Genomic DNA, 24,151 nt, shown 5'->3' with positions numbered 1-24,151 from the left:
ATCACCTGCCGGAGGTCGTCGGGGAGAGGGCGGCCGGGGCGCCGGGCGCGGGTGCGGGTGCGGGTGCGGTGGTGGCGGCGGTACCGGTGAACGGGACGCGCAGGACGGCGGAAACCAGGGATACCCGGGCGGCGGAGGGTGCCGGTGCGGCGGGGGCGCCGGGTGTCAGCACGGCACTGTCCGGGACCTGACCGCCGGCGAGGGCCGGCACCGGCGGGAGGGGCGGGGCGGACGGGGCCCGGTGGGCGGTCGCGCCCGGCGCCGACGGCTCGGCGGAGGTGCTCAGCGGCGCCCCGTCCGACGTGGCCGCGCCCGTCCTGCCGCGGATGGTGCCGTCCGGGAGCAGGAAGGCGGGGCTGCCGCCCGGCACCATGCCGAGCCGGCGGGCCCGCCGCTCCAGGGCGGCCGGGGCGGAGTACGCGTCCACGTCCTGCTGCAGCGCCTGCTGCTCGTCCGTCAGCTCGTCGGTCTTCTTCTCCAGCTTGCTGAGCTCGAACGATCCCTGGTTGAGGGCGGAGTTGAGCAGCAGCAGGGTGATCAGGCCGGAGCCGAGCAGGACGACGATGAGGACGACGAAGGGCGTGCGGGCCGCGGTGCCGGCGGATCCGGCACCGGAGGGGAACAGCGCGGCCAGGCGTTTCTGCCTGCCGCGCGGTCGCCCCTGGCCTCTCACGCGGTGTCCTCGACGTTCTCGCGGATACGCTCCGCGCCGCGCAGCCGGGCGGGGGCGGCCCGGCGGTTCTCGGCGACCTCCTCCTCCGTGGGGAGTTCGGCGCCGCGGGTCAGCAGCTTGAGCCGGGGCTGGTAGCGCTCGGGGACGACCGGCAGCCCGGCGGGCGCCGTATTGGCCGCTCCCGCCGCGAAGACCTGCTTGACCAGCCGGTCCTCCAGCGAGTGGTAGGAGAGCACGGCGATCCGGCCGCCCACGGCGAGCGCCTTCACGGCGGCCGGAACGGCGCGCTCGACACTCGCCAGCTCACCGTTGACCTCGATGCGCAGCGCCTGGAACGTGCGCTTGGCGGGATTGCCGCCGGTGCGCTTGGCGGCCTGCGGCAGCGCGTCCCGGATCAGCTCGACCAGCCGCGCGCTGTTGGTGAACGGCTCCTTGGCACGCTCCCGGACGACGGCCTCGACGATCCGCTTGGCCTGCTTCTCCTCCCCGTAGGCGCGCAGGATCCGGACCAGCTCACCGGGCGCATAGGTGTTGAGGACATCCGCGGCGCTGATGCCGGTCGTCTGGTCCATCCGCATGTCCAGCGGGGCGTCCTGCGCATACGCGAAGCCGCGGTCGGCCTCGTCGAGCTGCATGGAGGACACCCCGAGGTCGAACAGGACACCCTGGACGCGCGGGGTCTTGAGCCGGTCGAGGACCTCGGGGAGCTCGTCGTAGACCGCGTGCACCAAGGTGGCACGCTCCCCGTACGGGGCGAGCCGCTCACCCGCGAGCTTCAGGGCCGAGGGGTCACGGTCCAGGGCGATCAGCCGGGCCGCCGGGAAGGTGGCGAGCAGCGCCTCGCTGTGCCCTCCGAGGCCGAGCGTGCAGTCGACGACGACCGCGCCGGGCTCGGCGAGGGCGGGGGCGAGCATGTCCAGACAGCGCTGGAGCATGACGGGGACGTGGCGAGTGCTGTTGGTCATGCGACGGCTCCGCTGCGCTCGGCCCGCCTGCAGGCGCCACGTGCGCACCGCTTCCTGAATCGCTCGCTACGCTCGCTCATGTGCCTTCCGATGGGCTGGGCGGCAGGTGGGGCCCCGGCCGCTGGCTGGGGGATGCCGCACGTACCGCTTGGTCCCCGCCCGCTCTGAAGGGGAAGTGGCCCTCCGGCGACGGGGAAGTGACGTCGGAAGACCAAGGGAGCGGGAGGAGGCCGAGCCGTACGTACGACGCGCGCACGCGAGGAATCCGGTATCCAAGGAGAGCGTCACGCCTCCCACTTCGCGCCACTTTAGTCCACCGGTCGCCCCGGTCAATCAACCGGTTCCGCGCGTCCTGCGACGGCTTTTGCACCGCCTTTCCCGCGGGCTTCTCACCCGGACGGCGGCGACACGGACGGCCCTGTGGATTACCTCACATGGAGTGATGTTGCCCCCTATGCCCGGCCTCTCATGCGGCCGAAGCGGCAGGCGGCGACTACCGTGAATCCATGCCCATACCTGCATCGCAGCCGCGCCCCTCGTCCGCCGACAGCGCCGGCACCCGTGCCGGTGGCACCGTCACGGACGGTCTCGTCGAAGCGAACCGGCGTTACGCCGAGGCCTTCACCGACCCCGGGATGGACGCCCGGCCCGTCCAGAAAGTCGCCATCGTGGCCTGTATGGACGCCCGGCTCGACCTGCACAAGGCGCTCGGCCTGGAGCTCGGCGACTGCCACACCATCCGCAATGCCGGCGGGGTCGTCACCGACGACATCATCCGGTCCCTGACCATCAGCCAGCGCGCCCTGGGCACCCGCTCGGTCGTCCTCATCCACCACACCGGCTGCGGTCTGCTCAGCCTGACCGAGGACTTCCGCCACGACCTGGCGGCCGAGGTCGGACAGCGTCCCACCTGGGCGGTCGAGGCGTTCAAGGACCTCGACGAGGACGTACGGCAGTCCATGCAGCGGGTACGCACCTCGCCCTTCCTCCCGCACACCGACGATGTCCGCGGCTTTGTCTTCGACGTGACCACCGGCCTGCTGCGGGAGATCGATCCGCAGCACTGAGGTACCCCGGCCCCGGCCCCCTGACGTGCGAACCAGCCCGGAAAGTCGCATTCGTCACGAAGGCCGGGGCCTATCCTTGTGAGTTATCCACAGGTCATGACGCGAGGCCGCGCGGGCGGCAAGAATGCGTGGGTGACGTCGTCCCGGCAGTGGCCGGGTGTGGCGCCACGTTCGGGGTGGGCCGGTCCGCAAAGGGGGCATCGGCCCGTAGTGCGGGGCCGAGGAGGGCCGAGTGACGGCGTATGACGAACGAGCGAGCCTTGGGGGTCCCCCCGTGCGAGCAGAGCCGAGCGCAGGGGGAGATCTGACCACCACCGCGGAGCGTGTTCACCGCTCGGTGGAGGGCGTGATCGAGGGCAAGCCGGAGGTCGTACGGCTCGCGCTGACCGTGCTGCTGGCCGAGGGGCACCTGCTGATCGAGGATGTGCCCGGCGTCGGCAAGACCATGCTCGCCAAGGCGCTCGCCCGCTCCATCGACTGCTCGGTGCGGCGCATCCAGTTCACGCCCGACCTGCTGCCCTCCGACATCACGGGCGTCAGCATCTTCGACCAGCAGCAGCGGGACTTCGAGTTCAAGCCCGGCGCGATCTTCTCCCAGATCGTGATCGGCGACGAGATCAACCGCGCCTCGCCCAAGACCCAGTCGGCGCTCCTGGAGTCCATGGAGGAGCGCCAGGTCACGATGGACGGGCAGACCTACGAGCTGCCCAGCCCGTTCATGGTGGTCGCCACCCAGAACCCGGTCGAGATGGAGGGCACCTACCCCCTCCCCGAGGCACAGCGGGACCGTTTCATGGCGCGGGTGTCCATCGGCTACCCCAGCCCGTCGGCCGAGCTGCAGATGCTGGATGTGCACGGCGGCGCCTCACCGCTCGACGACCTCCAGCCGGTGGCGCACGCCCACGAGATCCTGAAGCTGATCGAGGCGGTGCGTACGGTCCATGTCGCCGAAACCGTGCGCAGGTACACCGTGGACCTGGTGGCGGCCACCCGCAGCCATCCCGAACTGCGACTCGGCGCCTCACCGCGGGCGACCCTCCACCTACTGCGCGCCGCCAAGGCCTCGGCCGCGCTCCTGGGGCGGGAGTACGCCCTTCCGGACGATGTCCAGGCGCTGGCGACGGCGGTGCTCGCGCACCGGCTGCTGCCCACCGCCCAGGCCCAGTTGAACCGCCGGACGGCCGAACAGATCGTGCTGGAGATCCTGCGGCGCGTCCCGGTCCCCGACCCGTCCGCGCAGGCATGGCGGACGCCCGCTCAGCAGCCGCCCGGCGTACGGGGGTTGTGATGTCCGAGGGGGGCGGTGAGGGGACGGCGGAGCACGGCGGACTGCGGGCGGCCCTCGGGGGGCTGACGACGCGGGGCAGATCGTTCCTGGCGGCCGGGGTGGCGGCCGTGGCGTGCTCCTACCTCCTGGGGCAGGCGGATCTGCTGCGGGTCGGTCTGCTGCTCGCCGCCCTCCCGCTGGTGTGCGTCCTGGTGCTGCACCGCACCCGCTACCGGGTCGCGGGCAGCCGTACGCTCTCCCCCGACCGGGTGCCCGCAACCGCCGAGTCCCGGGTCCGGCTGCGGATGGAGAACGTCTCCCGGCTGCCGACCGGCGTGCTGATGCTCCAGGACCGGGTGCCGTACGTCCTCGGCCCCCGGCCGCGCTTCGTCCTGGACCGGGTCGAGGCCGGCGGCCGCCGCGAGGTCTCCTACCGCGTCCGCTCCGACCTGCGCGGACGCTATCCGCTGGGACCGCTGCAACTGCGGCTCTCCGATCCCTTCGGGATGTGCGAGCTGACCCGTTCGTTCAGCACCGTCGACACCCTGACGGTGGTGCCGCGGGTCGAACCGCTGCCGCCGGTGCGGCTGGCGGGCGAGGCCGCCGGATACGGCGACGGACGCCAGCGCTCCCTGGCGCTGGCCGGCGAGGACGACCTCATTCCGCGCGACTACCGCCACGGCGACGATCTGCGCCGGGTCCACTGGCGGTCCACCGCGCGCCACGGCGAGCTGATGGTCCGCAGGGAGGAGCAGCCGCAGAAGGCGCGCTGCACGGTCCTGCTCGACACCCGCGCCGTCGCCCACCCGGGAGCGGGCCCCGACTCGGCCTTCGAGTGGGCGGTGGCGGGCGCCGCTTCGGCCGCGGTGCACCTGCTGGAGCGCGGCTTCTCGGTACGGCTGCTGACCGACACCGGCACCTCGGTGCCCGGCCCCGACGGCACCGGCGGCTTCGCGGGCGGCGCCGTATCCGCCGACGCCGCGGGCCTGCTGCTGGACACCCTCGCGGTCGTGGACCACTCCGAGGCAGAGGGGCTGTCGGCGGCGTACGACGCCGTGCGCGGCGGCGACGAAGGAGTGCTGATCGCCTTCTTCGGCGATCTGGACGAGGAACAGGCGGCGGTCGCCGGACGGATACGGCAGCGTTGCGGCGCGGCCGTCGCCTTCGTCCTGGACGGCGACGCCTGGACACGGGGCCCCGCCGGGATCAGATTCTCCGCCGGCCAGGTCCCGGTGGCCGAACGGCTGCGGCTGCTGCGCCGGGCGGGCTGGACGGCACTGCCGGTGACTCCCGGCGCCGCACTCGCCGACCTGTGGCGTGCGGCCGCGGACCGTGCCGGGGCGGAGCCTCAGCGACCGGCGGACGCGAGCGCGCCGGAGACGGTGGCCGGGGGCCGGTCGTGAACGGGGGCATGGAGATCGGACGGGTGACGGACGGGCGGCTGCGCGGGGACGGCTGGCCGGGTGCGCCCCGCCCCCGCGCCCGCGGCCGGGTCGGCGGACGGCACGGGCGGTGCCCGGGTCCCGAGGGACAGGAGGCACGGGCATGAGCGGCCGGGCGCGCCTGGCGCTGTGCGCGGCGGTGGCCACCCTGTGTGCCGCCGGCGCGCTGCTGCCGCTGGTGGATCCGATCACCTGGATGTTCGAGGCCGCGATCCTGCTGGCCCTCATGAGCGGCGTGGGCGCGGCCGCCCGCCGGGTGCCCCTCGCCGGACCGCTGACCATCGGCGCACAGGCCCTGGCCGCCGTGCTGCTGCTGACCCTGCTGTTCGCCAGGAACGAGGCGATCCTCGGACTGCTGCCGGGCCCGGACGCCTTCGCGGAATTCGGCCGGCTGCTGCAGGACGGCGTACGGGACGTCGGCCGGTACGCCATCCCCGCACCCGTCACCCCCGGCATCCGGCTGCTGCTGGTCCTGGGCGTGCTGGTGATCGGCCTGGCCGTGGACGCGCTGGCGGTCACCTACCGCAGCGCCGCGCCCGCCGGGCTGCCGCTGCTCGCGCTGTATTCGGTGGCGGCGGGGCTGTCCCAAGGCGGGGCGGGCTGGCTGCTGTTCCTGATGGCGGCGGCCGGCTATCTGCTGCTTCTGCTGGCCGAAGGCCGCGACCGGCTCTCCCAGTGGGGCCGGGTGTTCGGCGGGCCGAGCGCCGGAGCGCAGCGGCCGGGCGGCGGACGGGGGTTCGCGGCCGGCACCGACGCTCCGGCGTCCGCCCCGGTCCGCACGGGCCGCAGGATCGGCGCGATGGCGCTCGGGCTCGCCGTGGTGGTGCCCGCCGTGCTGCCCTCCCTCGGCGGCGGGTTGCTGGGCACCTCCGGCAACGGCACGGGACCGGGCGGCGGGGGCACGATCTCCGCGGTGAACCCGCTGGTGTCGCTGCAGGACAGCCTCAACCAGCCCGAGGACAAGGAAGTCCTCAACTACCGCACGACCGCCTCCGACACCCGCGATCTGTATCTGCGGATCGTCGCCCTCGACCAGTTCGACGGCACGACCTGGAAGCCGTCCGAGCGCACGGTCACGGACGTCCCCGAGCGGCTTCCGCGACCGCCCGGCCTCAGCTCCGCGGTCGGCTTCAACCGGATCAACACCTCCATCTCGACTGCCGAGTGGTACGCCCAGAACTGGCTGCCGCTCCCCTATCCGGCGTCCAAGGTGGACATCTCCGGGCGTTGGCGCTTCGAGCCCCGGGGCCGCACGCTCGTCGGGGACCGCGGGCAGAACACCCACGGCCTGCAATACCAGGTCGAGAGCCTGCAGGTGCGGCCCACCTCCGGGCAGCTGGCTGCCGCGCCGGCGCCGCCCGCCGACCTGCTGCGCGAGTACACCAAGGTCCCGGACTCGCTGCCCTCCGTCGTACGCAACACCGCACGCCGGGTCACCCGCGGCGCACCGACCACCTACGCCAAGGCCGTCAAGCTGCAGGACTGGTTCGCGCTCAACGGCGGCTTCAGCTACAACACGGACGTCCGGGCGGGCAGCGGTTCCGAGGCCATAGCACGGTTCCTGAGGCAGAAGGAGGGCTTCTGCGTCCACTTCTCCTTCTCGATGGCGGCGATGGCCCGGACGCTGGGCATCCCGGCCCGGGTCGCGGTCGGTTTCACCCCGGGCACCAGGCAGCCCGACGGCACGACCTCGGTCGGCCTGAAGGACGCGCATGCCTGGCCCGAGCTGTACTTCCAGGGCATCGGCTGGACCCGCTTCGAGCCGACCCCGAGCCGCGGCAGTATCCCCGACTACGCCTACCCCGACACCCCGGGCACGACCGACCCCGGCAGCCCGGACCCGGCACCCTCCCGGTCCGCGGCCCCCTCCGAGGGCCCCTCCGCGGACCCGTCGTGCGGCCCCGGCGGACAGCGGTCCGGCTCCGGCTCCGGCTCGGGATGCCTCACGCTGCCGGCTCAGAACGGCACCCGCCCGCCGGACAACGGCTCGTCCCCCTGGGCGGCCACGGGTATCGCACTGACAGCCCTGCTCGTCCTGCTGCTGCCCGTGGCCCCGCTGCTGTGGCGACTGCGGACGCGGTCCGGACGGCTGGCGGAGGCCGGCCCGGACGGGGACTTCGCGGCGGGCACCCTCGCCGCCTGGCGGGAGGTGCAGGACACGGCCTGGGACTTCGGCATCCTGCCGGACGAGTCACTGACTCCGCGTAAGGCGGCCGCGCGGATCATTCGTCTCGGAGAACTGCCACCGGAGCCCGCCGCGGCCGCCCAGCGCGTTGCGGCGGCGGTGGAGCAGGTTCTGTACGCACCGCAACCGCAGCCGGTTTCCGGACTCTCCGCGGAGGTGCAACAGGTGCGGGCCGGGTTGCGGAGCGGCGCGACCCGTGGTCTGCGGCTGCGCGCCCAGCTCGCCCCGCGCTCGGTGGCCCGCCTCCGTTGGGCCTGGTCCGCCCGCTGGACGGCATGGCTGCTCCGGTGGCGCGGCAGCCGACCGGTGGCCTCGGTACGGCGTGCGGCGGCCGCCCTCCGGCCGGGCCGGCAGCGGGCATAGCCACGAGGCCCGAGGCATCCGGCACAAGGCAGTCGGCACAAGGCAGCCGGCCCGGAAAACGTGCTGTGGCCGCCCGACAGGATCAGGCGGCCACAGCACGGAGAATCCCGGTGTCACGGTGCCCACGGCCAAGGCCGGTGCCTCCCGAAGCCCCGGAAACGCAAGCTCAGCGCAGAAGCAAACAGCTCGGCCTTCGGCGAGTGGAGAAGACTCGGCGGGAAAGGGCGGCACGGAGAGCAATGAGAAACAGCGGCAAGAAATGCCGAAAAAGCAGCAGGAGAAATGGATTCGGAAAAGAAATACCGGAGTAACTGCTGAAGCCCCATGAGCTAGCTGGAGCGAAGGCCCTTCGGACCCCGTTCAAGCAGTCCCGCAGGCTCCCCCGCCCCGTCGGCTCAGTGGCCCTGCTGTTCGTCCCTGCGCCGCTGCCAGCGGTCCTCGATGCGGTTCATCATCGAGCGCCGCTGCCTGGCCTGTCGTCGCGCCGGTGCACCACCTCCGGAACCCGCGCCGGACTGCTGCTCACCGGGCTTGGGGGCCTTGCGCCAGCCCGTGACCGCCAGCACTGCGCAGCCGAGCATGACGAGAAAACCCACCACGCTGATCCAGATCTGCTGCGCGACCATGCCGGCCATGAGCAGGGCGATACCCACCAGGAAGCCCGCGACCGCTTGGTAGACCCGTCGCCGGGTATACGTACGCAGTCCGCTTCCCTCAAGCGCTGTCGCGAACTTGGGATCTTCGGCGTACAGCGCTCGCTCCATTTGCTCGAGCATGCGCTGCTCGTGCTCCGAGAGCGGCACGGAGTCCTCCTACTCGTCGGTCGCGGGGGGCGACCGGGGTGCGACCCTTTCAGGATAGGCAGGGAATCGTCCCCGTGAAACCCGCCCCTCGACGCCAATTCACTGTCCGGGCCGCCGCGGCGACCGGTGGTGATGCTGCCTGCATTCCCCACCCGCCTGTCCGCCATGCCGGAACGTCGTACCCCGATCATACGGGGCGAAGGGGCTGATCGGGTGGTCTGTGGCCGACTGCACGCGGTAGCCGGGTGTGCCGCGTGGGTCAGTCGCGCTCGGCGAGGACGTGCAACTGAGTGGCCACGGAGTGGAAGGCGGGCTGTTCGGCCGCGGCCGCTTCGAGCTTCAGCAGGGCGTCCATGGCGCCCGGCTCGGTGTCGACCAGCACCCCGGGGACGAGGTCGGCGAAGATCCGCACGCCGTGCACCGCACCGACCTGCAGACCGGTGGCGGACACCAGCTCGGTGAGCTGGTCGGCGGTGAACCGGCGCGGCATCGGATCGCCCTCGCCCCAGCGTCCGGCCGGGTCGGTGAGGGCCTGGTGGGCCTCGGTGAAGTGGCCCGCGAGGGCGCGTGCGAGGACCGCGCCGCCCAGACCGGCCGCAAGCAGGCTGAGGGTGCCGGCCGGGCGCAGCGCGTCGACGGCGTTGCGGACGCCCTCGGCCGGGTCGTCGACGTACTCCAGCACGCCGTGGCAGAGCACGACGTCATGGCCGCTGCGCTCGACGACGTCGAACAGACCGTGGGCGTCCCCCTGCACCGCGCGCACCCGGTCGGCGACGCCCGCCTCCGCGGCGCGGCGCTCCAGGGCGAAGAGGGCGTTGGGGCTGGGGTCGACGACCGTGACGCGGTGGCCGAGGCGGGCGACCGGCACGGCGAAGTTGCCGGTGCCGCCGCCGGTGTCGAGGACGTCCAGGGCGTCGCGCCCGGCGGCCTTGACCCGGCGCTCCAGGGCGTCCTTGAGGACGTCCCAGACCACGGCGGTACGAAGGGAGGCGCGGGGGCGCAGCGGGTCAGACACGGCGGGTGGCTCCTCGGCGGGGGCATGAACGTCTAGGCGTCCACCACCCTATTCCGTCCCGCGCCGTCCAGCGTCCGCCGTCCGCGGAGCCAGCCGGGCACCGCGGGCGCAGGAGGGACGGCGGACGGCAGACGGCAGACGGCAGACGCTGGACGGCGCGGGAGGATGGGGCGACGGGGCGACGGACCGTCGCTTCTTCGCCTTCCTCCTCCCCTCCCCCCCGGGCCCCCGCCCCACCCCCACCCCCACCCCCACCCCACTCCCCTATCGCCGGCCCACCGCCGCCTCCGGGCCGCCGCCGCGATGACGCCGTTCCTACCCCGCCCGCTGTGGCGGCAGCGACGGCTGGAGGAGCAGCATCCGCTCCACCAGGCGCAGGAACATGGCGGCGTCGCGCAGAAGATCGTCGGCGTCCCGGCGGCAGGCCGCGCCGGCTATACCGGCCTCGGCCTTCGCCCGGCGGGCGGCGCCGGCGGCGAAGAGGGCGCTCCACTCGGAGAGTTCGGGCGCGACCTCGGGAAGAACCTCCCAGGCACTGCGGATACGCTGCCTGCGTCGCACGGTGGTCTCCGGTCGGCCGCGGACGGCGAGGACGGCGGCGGCGGTGCGCAGCGCGGCCAGATGGGCCGTGGCGAACCGCTCGTTGGGAGTTTCCAGGCACTGTGCTTCGTCGAGGCCTTGCTGGGCCTGGGCGAGCAAGGTGAGGGCGGCGGGTGGCGCGGCCGCCCGCCGCAGGACGGGGTGGACATCGCTCGGGGGACCGTACGCAGCGGAGCTGCCCCCACCGGGACGAGCTGCCATGACGAACCTCCTGTCGTCGCATACCGGTTCGGGACCGAATGCCGGTTCGGGACCGTATGAAGCCATCGTGACGTACACCACTGACAATCGGCACTGACCTGCACTTTCATCGGAAAGGGGACACGCGCCGGGACGAATGGGGACATGTGGCGGGGCGAAATTCCGGGCCGGTTCCCCACACCCCCTTGCGGAACAGGGGGTGGCATGACGCATACTTTTTGAACTGACCAGTCAGTTCAAGGAGGGGCTCGTGGACAGCACCCCGCACGGGGCGGCGGTCACCGCCACGGGATTCGGGGTCAAGGGCCCCCGTGGATGGGCGTTCCGGGACATCGGCATCACCGCCGGCCCCGGCTCACTGATCGCCGTACAGGGCCCTTCGGGCTCGGGCCGTACGTGTCTGCTGCTCGCGCTCACCGGCCGGATGAAGTCCGCCGCCGGCACCGCCGAGGTCGGCGGACTGCCGCTGCCGAGGAAAATGGCCGCTGTCCGGTCCGTCACCGCACTCGCTCATGTGCCGGGGGTCGCCGAGCTCGATCCCGCGCTCACGGTGGGCGAGCATCTGCGGGAACGCGCCCTCCTGCAGGGCCGGTTCGGCGGTTCGCTGCGGGCACTGCTGCAGCCGCGGCACGAGCGCCGGACCGAAGCCCGCGCCCTGGTGGACACCGCCGACGGTGTTCTCCGAGGTGCGTTCCGCGGCCTCCACGAAGTCGGCGCGTACCTTCCTCGACAAGATCTTCGTCTCGTTCTCGACGCTGCACGGCAAGACCGAGCAGGCCGCGGACGGTGCCGACCGGCTCAACGACGGCATCGGGCAGGCCCGGCACGGCGCGGGCGAACTGGCCGACGGCCTGGGCAGGGCGAAGGACGGCAGCGGCAAGCTGGTCACGGGCCTGGGCGACCTCGACGCGGGCGCGGGGCGGCTCTCCCGGGGCAGCTCCGACCTCGCCCGGGGAGCCGGCAGCGCTGCCCACGGCTCGCGCCAACTGGCCGACGGTTCCGGGCAGGTGGCGCAGGGAACCCAGCAGCTGGCCGACACCGTCAACGGAGTCGTCGGCAAGGTGGGGCCCTTCATCCGGGCGCACGGCAAGGAGATCGGCGAGGCGGCGCAGCTCGTCGCCGACGGTTCACAGGCGGTGCATGACCACCTCGGCAAGCTCCCCGCCGCGGCGTCCACCGGGGCGAAGCTCTCCCGAGGGATCTCCGACCATCTGGCCGCCTACTACCGGCTGCGCTGTGAGAGCGCGGTGCGGCTCGACACGTCCTGCACGGAGCTGAAGCAGCTCAAGGAGGAGGCGGCCGCCGCGGCGGACCGGGCCGAGGAGGTCAGCGGATACGTCCACGACCAGAAGAACCTCGACCAACTGGGCCGTGACCTGGACACGCTGCACTCCCTGGCGGGCGAGCTGGCGCGGCACGGGCCGACCCTGGGCGCCGACATGGACGCCGCCGTCAAGAAGATCAACGATCTCAACGACGGGGCGCACAAGGTGTCCGCGGGGGCGCGCAAGCTGGCCGCGGGCAACGCCCGGCTGGCCGCCGGTGCGGACCGGCTCGACGACGGCGCGCACCAGCTGCACGACGGTACGGGCCGCGCCGCGGCCGGTATGGGCGACCTCGACTCCGGTGTGGGCAGGCTCAAGGACGGCGCCCACACACTGGACGGCGGCATGTTCAAGCTCTCCGACGGCTCACAGGAGCTGGCCGGCGGGCTGCACGACGGGGCGAAGCGGATCCCCGACTACGGCAAGAAGGACCGCGACGCACGCACCCGGGTCATGTCCGACCCCGTACAGCTGGCCTCGGACGCCGCCCACAAGGCGCCGAACTACGGCACCGGGTTCGCGCCCTATTTCATCCCGCTGTCCCTGTGGGTCGGCGCGATGGTGGCGTACATGCTGATCCGGCCGCTGAACCGGCGGGCGCTGGTGATGGGCGCGCCCTCCTGGCGGGTGGCGGTGTCCGGATGGCTCCCGGTGTTCGGTGTGGGGGTGCTGCAGACCGCCGCCCTGATGGCCGTATTGCACTTCGCGATCGGCCTGGAGATGGTGCGGGCGGCCGGCACGATCGGCTTCCTCGTGCTGGTCACGGCCTGTTTCTCGGCGATCGTGCAATGGCTGAACGCACAGTTCGGCCCGGCCGGCCGGATCCTGGTGCTGGCGCTGCTGATGCTCCAGCTGACCTCGGCGGGCGGGACCTACCCCGTGCAGACCAGTCCGGGCTTCTTCGGCGCCATCCACCCGTATCTGCCGATGAGTTACGTCGTGGAGGGGCTGCGCCGGCTGATCACCGGCGGGGAGCTCGCGCCCGTGTGGCAGGGCAGTGTGGTGCTGGCGGCGTTCACCGCGGGGGCGCTCGTGCTGACGTCCCTGACGGCGCGCGGGCGCCAGGTGGTGCGGATGAAGGACCTGCACCCGGAGTTGAGCCTGTGAGCACCCGCCCTCCCCCAGCTGCCGCCGGGAGGTACCCCCGGCCCGCCGCCGTCCACCCGTAGCCCGCCGCCGCCCGGCAGGCGGCTCGCCCGGAGCCACACGCCTGCGGGTCCCCTCGCCGCGCCGCGCACCGATCCGCGGGGACCGGCACAATCGCCCTCATGGACAGCTCCAATACACGCCGCGACGCCACCCGGCGCAAGCTCTTCGAGGCCGCGGTCACCCTCATCGCCGAACAGGGCTTCTCGTCCACCACGGTGGACGAGATCGCCGAGCGGGCGGGCGTTGCGAAGGGCACGGTCTACTACAACTTCGCGAGCAAGAACGTGCTCTTCGAAGAGCTGCTGCGGCACGGCATCGAAATGCTGGCGACCTCCCTGCAGGCGGCGGCCGAGGAGGTCACCGGCCGGGGCGGCAGCCGGATCGACGCGCTGGACGCGATGATCCGGGCCGGACTGGACTTCATCTCCCGTTACCCGGCGCTCACCCAGCTCTACGTGGCCGAGCTGTGGCGCACCAACCGGGCCTGGCAGTCGACACTGATGGTGGTGCGCGAGCGGGCCATCACGGTGGTGGAGGACGTGCTGCGCGAAGCGGTGGCGGGCGGGGAGCTGAGCGAGGAGATCGACATCCCGCTGACCGCGTCGGCGCTGTTCGGGATGGTGCTGGTGGCCGCCCTGGACTGGCAGTCCTACCAGCCGGACCGGTCGATCGACGAGGTGCACGCGGCGCTGTCGCGACTCCTCCAGGGGCGGGTCAGCGGCCGTCCCTCGTAGCTCCGGGCGGTTCTCCCGGGGGAGGGCGGCGGGTGCGCGCCGTAGTGGTCAGGTACGACGCGCACCCGCCTTTCCCCCGGGGCCCGCACAAAAGAGTGCGCTGCCCTGGCGCGGATCGTTCCCCCATCGATCCGACCAGGACAGCGCTTCCCCCGTACTCCCCCGTGCTTCCCCCGTGTTCCCCCGTCACGTCCGGGAGCCGCGCCGCTCCGCCGCCCCGTGTCGGCGGTGCGGCGCCGCTTCCCTTCCGTGATCCCCACTCTTCCTTCCGGGCGGGTCCCGGCCCATCCGCGTACCTACTCATCTCGGCGTCTGAGTACGGATACTCAATCCTGAGCACCGGCCCTCAGCCGGGGCCTACGCTTTGCCGCGTGTCCGTACTTCCCTTGGTGTTCACCAGTGGCTGGGCGAGCGGGATCAACGCCTATGCCGTCGTCCTGCTCTTCGGCCTGCTCGGCGCGACCGGCGTCACCGATGAGGTGCCCGCGGCGTTGCAGCGCCCCGATGTGCTGATCGTGGCCGGGGTGCTCTTCCTGTGCGAGGCCGTCGCCGACAAGATCCCGTACGTCGACTCGGTCTGGGACTCGGTGCACACGGTGATCCGGCCGGTGGCCGGCGCGGTCGTGGCGGCACTGCTGGCCGGCCACAACGGTTCGCTGCCCGAGCTCGCGGCGGGCGCGGTGGGCGGTTCCACGGCGCTGCTGAGCCATCTGGTCAAGGCCGGTACCCGGATCGCGGTGAACACCTCGCCGGAACCGGCCAGCAACATCGTGCTGAGCCTCGCCGAGGATCTGGGCGTCGCCGGGATCATCGCCTTCGCGGTGTTCCATCCGGTGGCCGCGGCGGTCATCGCGGCGGCGCTGCTGGCCGCGGGTATCGCGCTGGTGGTGTTCCTGTGGTCGCGGATCCGCCGGTACCTGCGGCGCCGTCGGCAGCGGCGCGAGGAGAAGCGACTGGCCGCGGCGGGCCAGGCGCTGCCACCGGCGGTCTAACGGCATGCCGCCCGGGCGGCGGCACTGCCGCTGCCGGGCCGGGTCCCCGGCCGTGCGGGCGTTGTCAGTGGCTGCGGATAAAGTCGCAGGCATGGCACGGATTGCAGTGATCGGCGCCGGGATGGGCGCGATGGCAGCCGCTGCCCGGCTGGCCGTCGCGGGCCACCGGGTGGCGGTGTTCGAGCGCGGCGCGACCCATGGCGGCGCGCTGCAGCGGCGGCAGCGGGACGGCTTCGCCTTCGATACGGGCCCCGGCCTGCTGCATCTGCCGGCCGTCTACCGCGATCTGTTCCTCAAGACCGGCCGCGAGCCGCTGGAGAGCTGCGTCGAGCTGTCCCAGGTCGACCCGGCGAGCCGGCATGTCTTCGCCGACGGAGCGGCCGTCGCGCTGCCGAACGCCTCGCGGGCCGGCGTGCTGGCGGCCCTCGACGAGGCGCTGGGCGCGGGCTGCGGTGAACGCTGGAGCGCACTGATGAGCCGCGCTCGCGAGGCCTGGGACGCCACCCGCCGGCCGCTCCTGGAGGAGCCGCTGTGGCAGGACTGGCGGGTGCTGGGGCGCGACCCGTATCCGGCGGTGCGCAGGCGCGGGCTGTTCGGCCGGGGCAAGGGCCCCACCACCGCCACCCTCGCCGAGGTGGCCCGCCGCGAGCTGGCCGAACCCCGGCTGACCGCGCTGCTGGAGAGCCATGCGCTGGCGTACGGCTTCGACCCGCGCAGCGCCCCGGCGAGCGCCGTCGTGCTGCCGTACATGGAGCAGACCTTCGGGAGTTGGTATCCGCGCGGCGGTATGCGGGCGCTGGCCGATGCGCTGTACGAGCGGTGCCTGGCGCGCAAGGTGGAGTTCGGCTTCGGCACGGCGGTGACCGGAATCGTGGAGAAGGACGGCCGGGTGGCGGGCGTCGAGCTCGCCGACGGCCGGGTGGACGAGGCCGAGTTCGTGGTCGCGGGCATCGACCCGGCACGGCTGGTGGAGCTCTGCGGGGAGAGGGAGCCGTGGGGGGCCGAGGAGGTGCGGCCCGACCTGGGCCCGGGTGACCGGGCCACCGGGCGGCTCACCGTCTGTCTGGCGCTGCGCGGCGCGCGCCCCGCGGATGCCGTGCACCGGACGGTGGTCCATGCCCCGGACCGCGAGGCCGAGTTGGCGGGCGTGTTCGGCGACGGCTTCGGGCCGCGGACCCCCTGCGACCGGCCCACGGTGACGGTGCTGCGCCCGGACGATCCGGCCTCCCGGCCGGACGAGGCCCATGAGGCGGTGACCCTGACCGCGACGGTGGCCCCGCCCGGCCCGGTCGACTGGCCGGGTGGGGAGGCCGCGGCGGCCGGCGCGGAGCGGATGACCGAGATCGCCGAAGCCGCGGTTCCCGGTCTGCGGGAGCGGGTGCTCTGGCGGGAGGTGCTGCCTCCGGCGCCGGACGCACTGGCGCCGGGACCGGCGCTGGCCGGCCGGGAAGGCCGCTTTCTGCGGCCCGGCAACCGCACCCGGATACCGGGGCTCTACACGGTCGGCGGCTGGTCGCACCCGGGCGGCGGACCGGCGCATGCCGGGATGTCCGGCGCGATCGTCGCGGGTCTGATCGTGAACGGCGACGACTGGCACGGCTCCAGCTGAGTGGCGGGGCGGGCTGCCCCGGCGCCCCGGGGACCGCCGCGGCGCAGCGCCGCCGGCCGTGCGTCCGTCTGCTCAGTAGCGGTATTGCTGCCCGTCGTACCCCGGCGGCTGGTAGGGCGGGTAGGGCTGCTCGGGCGGGAGTTCGCCGTCGCGCTGCTGGGGGACCCAGACGCCACCGGGCGGGGTCTCGCCGTAGCCCTGGCCGAGCGGCTGTCCCTGGGCGTCATACTGCTGCGCCGCGTAGGGAGACGAGGCGTAGGGGTCCGCCTGCTGGTAGGGGTCGTAGGACGCGGCGTACTGCTGGCCGCCGAGGTACGGGTCGGTGTAGGGCGCCTGCTGGCCCTGGCCGTCGCCGTAGGCCGCATAGGGGTCGGCGTAGGGGTCCTGACCGGCTCCGGTCTGGTCGTAACCGCCGCCGTACGCATAGCCGTTGCCGTTGCCGTCGCTGTTGCCGGCGGCGCCGTTGTAGGCGTCGTAGCCGCCGTAACCGCCGTAACCGGGCTGCTGGGCACGGGCGTCGGGGCTGTAGACGCCGTACTGGCCGGTCTCCTCGGGCATCGGCTGCGGGGCGTAGACGGCGGTGGTGTCGGCCCGTGCAAAGTCGTCCGGCACGGCGAAGGCCTGCGTGGCGTAAGCGCCTTGGTCCTGCTGCTGCCCCTGATAGGGATCCTGGTACGGGTCCTGGCCGCGGTAGCCGTCGCCGGCGTTGTAGTCGTAGAAGCCCTGCCCGACCACGGTCTCCTGCGCGGCAAAGGCTTCCTGCCCCGCAACAAAGGTGTCCTGCGCGGCGAAGCCGTCCTGCCCCGCAGGGGAACCGGGCCCGCCGTAGGAGCCCTGCCCGGCAAAGGTGTCCTGCCCGGCGTAGGGGTCCACCCTCTGGAAGCCGCCGGTGCTCTCGAAGGTGTCCGGGCCCCCGTCGTCGACCCGGCCGGGGCCCTCGGTGGGCGCCACCGCCTCCAGCCCGGAGACCTCCAGGGTCGGTTCGGCGGGGGGCGGTCCGGACGGGCGGGCCCGGCGGCGCCGGCCGCTCTCGCCCGATGCCCCTGGCTTGCTGCCCAGCGCCCAGCCGTTGGTGAAACCGCGACGGAAGGAGAGCGTCACATTCGTCTGCCCGATGGCGAAGGCGACAAGTCCCAGCCCGATCACGAGTATTGACGGGATGACAACACCGACGACCACACCGAGAAATCCGGCGAAGGCCAGCAGCCGCCAGCGCAGCCGCGCCTTGTTCTGGAGCAGGACCTCACCCAACAGCCACAGCGCCACCAGGCCGAACGCGATGTAGAGGACCGTCCAGCCCATATACGCCCCTCTTCCGCCGCTCGCCGGCCACCGTGATCAGGACTGCTGGTGCAGCCCCAGATTCTCGTAGATTTCCAGGGTCGCCGTGGAGTGGTTCAGGGTAATGAAGTGCAACCCGGGAACATCCTCGGCCATCAAGCGTGCGCACAGGTCCGTTGCGTACTCGATACCAATGGAGCGTACCGCCGCCGGGTCGTCCTTGACGGCGAGGATGCGCTCGGCCAGCTCGGGCGGGAAAGCCGCGTTGCTGAGCTGAGCGAACCGCTCGATCTGGCGCACGTTCGTGACCGGCATGATCTCCGGAATGATCGGCGTCGAGCAACCCGCCGCCGAAACGCGGTCCCGCAGCCGGAAGTAGTCCTCGGGGTAGAAGAACATCTGGGTGATGGCGAAGTCCGCACCGGCCCGGCACTTGGCGACGAAGTGCGCCACGTCCGAGTCCCAGTCCGTCGAGCGCGGATGCATCTCGGGGAAGGCCGCGACGCCGACACAGAAGTCACCGGACTCCTTGATCAGCCGGACCAGGTCGGCGGCGTAACCGATGCCGTCGGGGTGCTTGACCCACTCGCCCATCGGGTCGCCGGGCGGGTCGCCGCGCAGCGCGAGCATATTGCGGATCCCGGCGTCGGCGTACTGGCCGATGATGTTGCGCAGGTCGGCCGTGGAGTGGTTGACCGCGGTCAGATGGGCGACCGGGGTCAGGGTGGTGTCGGTGGCGATGCGCTCGGTGGCGCGCACCGTGCCGTCACGAGAGGTGCCGCCGGCGCCGTACGTCACGGAGACGAACGTCGGCGCGACGGCCTCGATGCGGCGGATGGCGTTCCACAGGGTCCTCTCGCCCTTCTCCGTCTTGGGGGCGGCGAACTCGAACGAATACGACTGCTTACCGGAAGCAAGCAGGTCGCGCACCGTGCGTGCGCGATCAGTCCTGGTGGAAGCTGTGCCTAGGGCCATACCGGCAGGTTAACCACCGGCCCGGCACACACCAACCGCGTCGGGCGTAATGCCTGGTTGGCCGGGCTGATGTCCACTGGGTGGACATTTTCCGGTCGCCCGGGCGTCAGGGAACCGCCCGACTCCCGGCACCGTGCGACGTGACAAGGGTCACCCGGTCCCGTGGGCCGGGCGGGACGGTGCGGAGGCGTCCGGGGCGTCCCAGGTCCGGATGCGCCGGGCCAGTGCGGCGGCCGCCGCTCCCGGATCGTCCGCCTCCGTGAGGGCGCGGACCACCACGATCCGGCGGGCGCCCGCCTGCAGCACCTCGTCCAGATTCCCGGCGTCGATCCCGCCGATCGCGAACCAGGGGCGCTCGGGGGCGCGGGCCGCGGCGTAGCGGACCAGGTCGAGGCCGGGGGCGTGACGGCCCGGCTTGGTGGGTGTCGGCCAGCACGGGCCCGTGCAGAAGTAGTCCACACCGGGTTCGGTGAGCGCGGCGTCCACCTCGGCCTCGGCATGGGTGGAGCGGCCTATGAGGACGTCCGGGCCCAGCAGGGCGCGGGCGGCCGGGACCGGCAGATCGCCCTGTCCGAGATGCAAGACCTCGCTGCCCGCCGCATGGGCGACATCCGCGCGGTCGTTGACCGCGAGCAGCTTCCCGTGCCGTCGGCAGGCGTCCGCGAAGACCTCCAGATGGCGGAGCTCCTCGCCGGCTTCCATGCCCTTGTCCCGCAGCTGGACGATGTCCACACCCGAGGCGAGCACCGCGTCCAGGAACTGCGGGAGATCGCCCTGGCGCCGGCGGGCGTCCGTGCAGAGATAGAGCCGGGCGTCGGCCAGAGCCGGGCGTGCGGTGGTCATCGGGCGGCTTCCCCCCAGGTCGGGGGCGTACGGCCGGGCCTTCCGGTCCGTACGCCCCGCGGATGCGGTTACGGATGCTGGTGCGGCCGCCGGCACAGGGCGGGCCGCGCCTTCGGCGTCAGACGGCGAGCGCCTGGGCCCGGCGCTTCACCTCCGTGCCGCGATTCTCGCGCAGCGCCTGGGCGGGCGTGCCGGGCAGGGTCTCATCCGGGGTGAACAGCCACTCCAGCATCTCCTCGTCGGTGAAGCCGTCGTCCTTGAGGAGGGTGAGGGTGCCGACGAGGCCCTTGACCACCTTGTCGTCCTGGATGAAATCGGCGGGCACGTGCAGCGCCCGGTTTTCGCCGCGGCGCACCGCGATCAGCTGGCCCTCCTTGACCAGCTGCCGGACCCGCGTCACCTCGACGCCGAGCTGTTCGGCGATGTCGGGGAGGGTGAGCCAGGCGGGGACGAGTCCATCGATGTTTGCGTCAATCTCGGTCACGGGACAAGCCTGCCACCTCCCACTGACAGCCGGTAGCCGGGCATCGCCATCAGGGGCCTGCTGCACACCGGAGGGTGACAGCCGGCACCCGGGGGCATCCGCCGGTCACGGCTCTCCCCCCCCACCCGCCGCCCGGCACCGGCAGCCGGCGCCCGGCTACAGCGCCGCGGCCTTCAGCGGCACCGACGCATTCGCGGCCCGCTCCCGGTCCAGGGCCACACCCCGCTCGATCAGCTTCCGCCCCTGGGCGAGGTCCCGGGGCCGCCCCACGGCCAGCAGCGCGACGAGCCGTCCTTCCCGCAGCCAGATCACCGACCAGGCGGCCCCGGCCGGGTCGCCGCGCCAGACCAGCTCATCGGCGTCCCCGTGGTGGCCCACGTACTGCACGAACCGGCCGAACTGCTCCGACCAGAAGTACGGGACGGGGTCGTAGGCCACCCCTTCCGCCTCGCCGCGGGCGATGTTCTCGGCGACCGTGCGCGGGCCCTGGAGCGCGTTGTCCCAGTGGTGGATCAGCAGCCGGGTGCCGTAGCGGGCCGACGGGAAGGAGGCACAGTCGCCGACCGCGTAGACATCGGCCACGGAGGTGCGCAGTTGCTCGTCGGCCAGTACGGAGCCGTCCCGCGGCGAGACCTCGACGCCCGAGCCGGCCAGCCAGCCGGTCGCGGGGCGGGCACCGATCCCGATGACCACCGCGTCGGCGGGCAGCACCGTGCCGTCCTCGAGGGTGACCGCGCCCGCCGTGACGGAGGCGACCCGGGCGCCGGTGCGCAGCTCAGCGCCCGCATCCGCGTACCAGCCGGTCATATGGGCGGCGACCTCGGCGGGCAGCGCACCGGCCAGCGGGCGGTCGGCGGCTTCGACGACGGTGACCGCGCACCCCGCCTCGCGTGCCGCGGTCGCGAACTCGGCACCGATCCAGCCCGCCCCGACGACCACGATCTCGTGCTGGGCGGCGAGCACCGGCCGCAGCCGCTCGGCGTCGTCCAGGGTGCGCAGCAGATGGACGCCGGGCAGCCCCTCGCTGCCGGGCAGCACGATCGGGTCGGCACCGGTCGCCAGGACCGCATAGTCGTAGGGGACCGGGCCGTCGGCCGTCTCGATCACATGGGCGTCCGGCACCAGGGCGGTGACCGGGCGGCTGAGGTGGAGTGCCACGCCGAGCGCTTCGAAGTCGACGTCGAAGGCGGAGCCCTCGGCCTTGCCCAGCAGCACCGCCTTGGACAGCGGCGGACGGTCGTAGGGCTGGTGGGGCTCGTCACCGAGGAGCGTGATCGCGCCGGGCCAGCCCTGTTCGCGCAGGGCGACCGCGGTCTGCACACCTGCGATTCCGGCGCCGGCGATCACGACGTGCGGCGTGCGGTCAGGGGCCTGGGAGGACTTGCTCTGCTCGCTCACCCGATCACTCTAGGACGGGGTGTGAGGCGGCTCGCAGCAGCGCGCAAGGAGATCTCTGACACAGCGTCACCGTCCGGGCGGCCCGGGACGCGGGCCCCCGGGAGACCGGGGGCGCTGCCTTACGGTGCGTCGCGGCCCCGTATTAGGGTGATGGATACACGCACTCGCGGGAGCCCGGACGCACCGGGCTGAGAGGGAGGCTGACCGGCCTCCGACCGTACGAACCTGATCCGGGTCATGCCGGCGAAGGGAGGGGCTGGACGCCCATGCACGCAGCGGCCACACGATCACAACCCACCCCGCCAAGCCCTGATGTACTGGTCATCGGCGGCGGCATCATCGGCCTGGTCACCGCCTGGCGGGCGGCCGTCCGCGGGCTGAGCGCCGCGGTGGCCGACCCCGCGCCCGGTGGCGGGGCGGCCCGGGTCGCGGCCGGGATGCTGGCAGCGGTCACCGAGCTCCACTACGGCGAGCAGACCCTGCTGGGCCTCAATCTCGCCTCCGCCCGGCGCTACCCCCGGTTCGTCGAAGAGCTGGAGGAGGCCGCGGGCCGGCCCGTCGGCTATCGGCGGTGCGGCACCCTGGCCGTCGCGCTGGACGCCGACGACCGTGCCCATCTGCGCGAACTGCACACCCTGCAGATCCGCTCGGGACTGGAGTCACAGTGGCTGACGGGGCGCGAGTGCCGGCGGCTGGAGCCGATGCTCGCCCCCGGGGTGCGCGGCGGTCTGCGGGTGGACGGCGACCATCAGGTCGATCCGCGCCGGCTGGCGAGCGCGCTGCTGACCGCCTGTGAACGCTCCGGGGTGGCCTTCCACCGGAGCCCGGCCGCGCGGCTGACGGTCGACGGCGGCCGTGCCACCGGCGCGGAACTCGCCGACGGGACACGGGTGCCGGCCGGTCAGGTCGTCCTGGCCGCGGGCAGCCACAGCGGCCGGCTCGCCGGCGTGCCCGACGAGGTGCTGCCCCGGGTGCGCCCGGTCAAGGGCCAGGTGCTGCGGCTGCGGCTCCCGGACATGCCCGCGGGCAGCCCCGCCTTCCTCTCCCGCACCGTACGGGCGGTCGTCCGCGGCGGCCCCCTCTATCTGGTCCCGCGCGAGAACGGCGAACTGGTCGTCGGCGCCACCAGCGAGGAGCTGGGCTGGGACACCACCGTGACCGCGGGCGGGGTCTACGAGCTGCTGCGGGACGCGCACGAGCTGGTCCCCGGCATCACCGAGCTGCCGCTCGTCGAGACCTGCGCCGGACTGCGCCCCGGCTCCCCCGACAACGCCCCGATGCTCGGGCCGACCGCACTGCCCGGCCTGCACCTCGCCACCGGCCACTTCCGCAACGGAGTGCTGCTCACCCCGGTCACCGGTGACGCGATGGCCGAAGTACTGGCCACCGGGCTCCTTCCCGAGGAGGCCCGACCGTTCTCCCCCGCGCGCTTCTCCCCCACCCCTGAACGGCGCGGGGGGACCCCCATCACCGCCCCGGGACCCGAGCACACCCGTGCCCCACAGGAGCAACCCGTATGAACGCCGCCCCACCCACCGTCTCGGTGTCCGTCAACGGCGAGACCCGCGAGATCCCCGGCGGGCTGACCCTCGACCGGCTCGTCGCCACACTGTCCCAGGCGCCCGCCGGGGTGGCCGCGGCGGTCAATGAGACCGTGGTGCCCCGTACCCAGTGGCCCACCACTCCGCTCGCCGACGGCGACCGCGTCGAGGTGCTCACCGCGGTCCAGGGAGGCTGATCCGCAGACATGACCGACACCGCAACGCTCCGGGGGACGCCCCCCACCGCATCCGACAGCGGCTTCGCCGCGGGCTGTGACCCCCTCACCCTCGCCGGCACCGCTTTCGCGTCCCGCCTGATCATGGGGACCGGTGGCGCGCCCAGCCTCGACGTCCTGGAGCGGGCGCTGCTCGCCTCCGGTACGGAGCTGACCACGGTCGCCATGCGGCGGCTGGATCCGACCGTGCAGGGCTCGGTGCTGTCCGTACTGGAGCGGCACAAGATCAAGGTGCTGCCGAATACCGCGGGCTGCTTCACCGCGGGCGAAGCGGTGCTCACCGCCCGGCTCGCCCGGGAAGCGCTCGGCACGGACTGGGTCAAGCTGGAAGTGGTCGCCGACGAGCGCACCCTGCTGCCCGACCCGATCGAGCTGCTGGATGCCGCCGAGACCCTGGTGGACGACGGTTTCACCGTGCTGCCCTACACGAACGACGATCCGGTGCTGGCCCGCAAACTGGAGGACGTGGGCTGCGCCGCGATCATGCCACTGGGCTCGCCGATCGGCTCCGGCCTGGGCATCCGCAACCCGCACAACTTCCAGCTGATCACCGAGCGGGCCGGCGTCCCGGTCATCCTCGACGCGGGCGCAGGAACGGCGTCGGACGTCTCACTGGCCATGGAGCTGGGCTGCGCGGCGGTGATGCTGGCGTCCGCGGTGACCCGTGCGCAGGAGCCGGAGCTGATGGCGTCCGCCATGCGCCACGCCGTCACGGCGGGCCGCCTCGCGTATCGCGCGGGGCGCATCCCACGGCGTCACTTCGCGTTGGCGTCGTCCCCCACGGACGGGATGCTTGACCTTGAGCGGCCGGCGTTCTGAGTTTTCGGCCGTGGGGGCTTCTCGCCGTTGCCGGTCCGCTGCGCTTTGCCTCGGCGCGTTTTTGGCTTTCCCTCCGTGGAGGCTGCTCGCCGCTGCGCTTTGCCTCGGCACGTTTTTGGCTTTCCCGCCATTGCGCCTGGCGGCGGGCCGGTCCGCTGCGCTTTGCCTCGGCCCGTTCTTGGCT

Annotated in this window: 21 protein-coding genes, 1 pseudogene and 1 riboswitch; of the genes and pseudogenes, 12 read left to right on the top strand and 10 right to left on the bottom strand. The window is 73.0% G+C overall.

The features are described 5' to 3' along the window. Position 1 precedes the first annotated feature (1 nt). Entirely contained in the window at positions 2–673 is a 672-nt protein-coding gene (locus tag ACF088_RS37855) for a septum formation initiator family protein (RefSeq protein WP_392380511.1), read from the bottom strand. Beyond that, a complete protein-coding gene (gene rsmH / locus ACF088_RS37850; protein WP_392380510.1) occupies positions 670–1,638 on the bottom strand; it encodes a 16S rRNA (cytosine(1402)-N(4))-methyltransferase RsmH in 969 nt (322 codons plus the stop codon). Before rsmH ends, ACF088_RS37855 begins: the two co-directional genes overlap by 4 nt. A 506-nt stretch (positions 1,639–2,144) precedes the next feature. On the opposite strand from rsmH, the gene ACF088_RS37845 reads away from it, so the two are divergent. From ACF088_RS37845 to ACF088_RS37830, 4 genes are all read left to right on the top strand, one after another. Then, positions 2,145–2,705 carry a beta-class carbonic anhydrase gene (locus ACF088_RS37845; protein ID WP_392380509.1) on the top strand — a complete coding sequence of 187 codons (561 nt, stop codon included), beginning with the start codon at positions 2,145–2,147 and terminating at the stop codon, positions 2,703–2,705. Positions 2,706–2,937: 232 nt separating this feature from the next. After that, on the top strand, positions 2,938–3,993 hold the full coding sequence (locus ACF088_RS37840; RefSeq protein WP_392380508.1) for an AAA family ATPase: 1,056 nt from the start codon (positions 2,938–2,940) through the stop codon (positions 3,991–3,993). Continuing rightward, complete coding sequence (locus tag ACF088_RS37835; RefSeq protein WP_392380507.1) at positions 3,993–5,375, top strand: DUF58 domain-containing protein; 1,383 nt, start codon at positions 3,993–3,995, stop codon at positions 5,373–5,375. Before ACF088_RS37840 ends, ACF088_RS37835 begins: the two co-directional genes overlap by 1 nt. A 142-nt stretch (positions 5,376–5,517) precedes the next feature. Then, positions 5,518–7,962 (top strand): transglutaminaseTgpA domain-containing protein, encoded by a 2,445-nt coding sequence (locus tag ACF088_RS37830; RefSeq protein WP_392380506.1) that lies wholly within the window; start codon positions 5,518–5,520, stop codon positions 7,960–7,962. Between the two features lie 395 nt (positions 7,963–8,357). Here ACF088_RS37830 and ACF088_RS37825 read toward each other — a convergent pair whose 3' ends face one another. From ACF088_RS37825 to ACF088_RS37815, 3 genes are all read right to left on the bottom strand, one after another. Then, positions 8,358–8,765 (bottom strand): DUF3040 domain-containing protein, encoded by a 408-nt coding sequence (locus tag ACF088_RS37825; protein WP_311623295.1) that lies wholly within the window; start codon positions 8,763–8,765, stop codon positions 8,358–8,360. 259 nt (positions 8,766–9,024) lie between these two features. Further along, positions 9,025–9,780, bottom strand: coding sequence for a methyltransferase (locus ACF088_RS37820; RefSeq protein WP_392380505.1), 756 nt, complete (start codon positions 9,778–9,780; stop codon positions 9,025–9,027). Positions 9,781–10,095: 315 nt separating this feature from the next. After that, positions 10,096–10,581, bottom strand: coding sequence for an SAV_6107 family HEPN domain-containing protein (locus ACF088_RS37815; RefSeq protein WP_392380504.1), 486 nt, complete (start codon positions 10,579–10,581; stop codon positions 10,096–10,098). Between the two features lie 250 nt (positions 10,582–10,831). Here ACF088_RS37815 and ACF088_RS37810 point away from each other — a divergent pair. The 5 genes and pseudogenes from ACF088_RS37810 to ACF088_RS37790 form a co-directional block, all read left to right on the top strand. Continuing rightward, positions 10,832–11,251 (top strand): annotated as a pseudogene (locus tag ACF088_RS37810) (ATP-binding cassette domain-containing protein); the annotation flags it as partial. A gap of 16 nt (positions 11,252–11,267) precedes the next feature. After that, positions 11,268–13,013 carry a YhgE/Pip family protein gene (locus tag ACF088_RS37805; RefSeq protein ID WP_392380503.1) on the top strand — a complete coding sequence of 582 codons (1,746 nt, stop codon included), beginning with the start codon at positions 11,268–11,270 and terminating at the stop codon, positions 13,011–13,013. A gap of 161 nt (positions 13,014–13,174) precedes the next feature. Next, positions 13,175–13,789 carry a TetR/AcrR family transcriptional regulator gene (locus tag ACF088_RS37800; RefSeq protein ID WP_392380502.1) on the top strand — a complete coding sequence of 205 codons (615 nt, stop codon included), beginning with the start codon at positions 13,175–13,177 and terminating at the stop codon, positions 13,787–13,789. A 371-nt stretch (positions 13,790–14,160) separates the two neighbouring features. Continuing rightward, a complete protein-coding gene (locus ACF088_RS37795; protein ID WP_392380501.1) occupies positions 14,161–14,781 on the top strand; it encodes a DUF4126 domain-containing protein in 621 nt (206 codons plus the stop codon). Positions 14,782–14,872: 91 nt separating this feature from the next. Next, a complete protein-coding gene (locus ACF088_RS37790; protein ID WP_392380500.1) occupies positions 14,873–16,390 on the top strand; it encodes a phytoene desaturase family protein in 1,518 nt (505 codons plus the stop codon). 72 nt (positions 16,391–16,462) lie between these two features. Here the strand turns inward: ACF088_RS37790 and ACF088_RS37785 are convergent, their stop codons facing one another. The 5 genes from ACF088_RS37785 to ACF088_RS37765 all read right to left on the bottom strand — a co-directional run bounded on the left by ACF088_RS37785 (position 16,463) and on the right by ACF088_RS37765 (position 21,371). Next, positions 16,463–17,692 carry a hypothetical protein gene (locus ACF088_RS37785; RefSeq protein ID WP_392380499.1) on the bottom strand — a complete coding sequence of 410 codons (1,230 nt, stop codon included), beginning with the start codon at positions 17,690–17,692 and terminating at the stop codon, positions 16,463–16,465. A gap of 36 nt (positions 17,693–17,728) precedes the next feature. Next, a complete protein-coding gene (metF, locus tag ACF088_RS37780) occupies positions 17,729–18,646 on the bottom strand; it encodes a methylenetetrahydrofolate reductase [NAD(P)H] (RefSeq protein ID WP_392380498.1) in 918 nt (305 codons plus the stop codon). 150 nt (positions 18,647–18,796) lie between these two features. Further along, positions 18,797–19,489, bottom strand: a complete 693-nt coding sequence (gene thiE / locus ACF088_RS37775; RefSeq protein ID WP_392380497.1) for a thiamine phosphate synthase — start codon at positions 19,487–19,489, stop codon at positions 18,797–18,799. Between the two features lie 118 nt (positions 19,490–19,607). Continuing rightward, on the bottom strand, positions 19,608–19,973 hold the full coding sequence (locus ACF088_RS37770) for an Rv2175c family DNA-binding protein (RefSeq protein WP_129296845.1): 366 nt from the start codon (positions 19,971–19,973) through the stop codon (positions 19,608–19,610). 156 nt (positions 19,974–20,129) lie between these two features. Next, positions 20,130–21,371, bottom strand: a complete 1,242-nt coding sequence (locus tag ACF088_RS37765; protein ID WP_392380496.1) for an NAD(P)/FAD-dependent oxidoreductase — start codon at positions 21,369–21,371, stop codon at positions 20,130–20,132. A 156-nt stretch (positions 21,372–21,527) separates the two neighbouring features. Then, a riboswitch (TPP riboswitch) is annotated at positions 21,528–21,640 on the top strand. Here ACF088_RS37765 and thiO point away from each other — a divergent pair. The 3 genes from thiO to ACF088_RS37750 all read left to right on the top strand — a co-directional run bounded on the left by thiO (position 21,638) and on the right by ACF088_RS37750 (position 23,967). After that, positions 21,638–22,891 carry a glycine oxidase ThiO gene (gene thiO, locus ACF088_RS37760; RefSeq protein WP_392380495.1) on the top strand — a complete coding sequence of 418 codons (1,254 nt, stop codon included), beginning with the start codon at positions 21,638–21,640 and terminating at the stop codon, positions 22,889–22,891. It overlaps the preceding riboswitch by 3 nt. Then, entirely contained in the window at positions 22,888–23,109 is a 222-nt protein-coding gene (thiS, locus tag ACF088_RS37755) for a sulfur carrier protein ThiS (protein ID WP_392380494.1), read from the top strand. The genes thiO and thiS overlap by 4 nt, the downstream gene beginning before the upstream one ends. Before the next feature lie 9 nt (positions 23,110–23,118). Then, positions 23,119–23,967, top strand: a complete 849-nt coding sequence (locus ACF088_RS37750; RefSeq protein WP_392380493.1) for a thiazole synthase — start codon at positions 23,119–23,121, stop codon at positions 23,965–23,967. Positions 23,968–24,151 lie beyond the last annotated feature (184 nt).

It is taken from the genome of Streptomyces sp. NPDC015125 (assembly GCF_043080045.1).
Taxonomy (GTDB): domain Bacteria; phylum Actinomycetota; class Actinomycetes; order Streptomycetales; family Streptomycetaceae; genus Streptomyces.
The sequence above is the reverse complement of the archived record's forward strand: the minus strand, read 5'-3'. Positions and strand labels throughout refer to the sequence as shown.

What these genes read in the sequence shown, in the direction of transcription:
- rsmH (WP_392380510.1), bottom strand. Translation starts at nt 1,638, where the DNA reads ATGACCAACAGCACTCGCCACGTCCCCGTCATGCTCCAGCGCTGTCTG.
- ACF088_RS37845 (WP_392380509.1), top strand. Translation starts at nt 2,145, where the DNA reads ATGCCCATACCTGCATCGCAGCCGCGCCCCTCGTCCGCCGACAGCGCC.
- ACF088_RS37835 (WP_392380507.1), top strand. Translation starts at nt 3,993, where the DNA reads ATGTCCGAGGGGGGCGGTGAGGGGACGGCGGAGCACGGCGGACTGCGG.
- ACF088_RS37830 (WP_392380506.1), top strand. Translation starts at nt 5,518, where the DNA reads ATGAGCGGCCGGGCGCGCCTGGCGCTGTGCGCGGCGGTGGCCACCCTG.
- ACF088_RS37815 (WP_392380504.1), bottom strand. Translation starts at nt 10,581, where the DNA reads ATGGCAGCTCGTCCCGGTGGGGGCAGCTCCGCTGCGTACGGTCCCCCG.
- ACF088_RS37800 (WP_392380502.1), top strand. Translation starts at nt 13,175, where the DNA reads ATGGACAGCTCCAATACACGCCGCGACGCCACCCGGCGCAAGCTCTTC.
- ACF088_RS37790 (WP_392380500.1), top strand. Translation starts at nt 14,873, where the DNA reads ATGGCACGGATTGCAGTGATCGGCGCCGGGATGGGCGCGATGGCAGCC.
- ACF088_RS37785 (WP_392380499.1), bottom strand. Translation starts at nt 17,692, where the DNA reads ATGGGCTGGACGGTCCTCTACATCGCGTTCGGCCTGGTGGCGCTGTGG.
- metF (WP_392380498.1), bottom strand. Translation starts at nt 18,646, where the DNA reads ATGGCCCTAGGCACAGCTTCCACCAGGACTGATCGCGCACGCACGGTG.
- thiE (WP_392380497.1), bottom strand. Translation starts at nt 19,489, where the DNA reads ATGACCACCGCACGCCCGGCTCTGGCCGACGCCCGGCTCTATCTCTGC.
- thiO (WP_392380495.1), top strand. Translation starts at nt 21,638, where the DNA reads ATGCACGCAGCGGCCACACGATCACAACCCACCCCGCCAAGCCCTGAT.
- thiS (WP_392380494.1), top strand. Translation starts at nt 22,888, where the DNA reads ATGAACGCCGCCCCACCCACCGTCTCGGTGTCCGTCAACGGCGAGACC.
- ACF088_RS37750 (WP_392380493.1), top strand. Translation starts at nt 23,119, where the DNA reads ATGACCGACACCGCAACGCTCCGGGGGACGCCCCCCACCGCATCCGAC.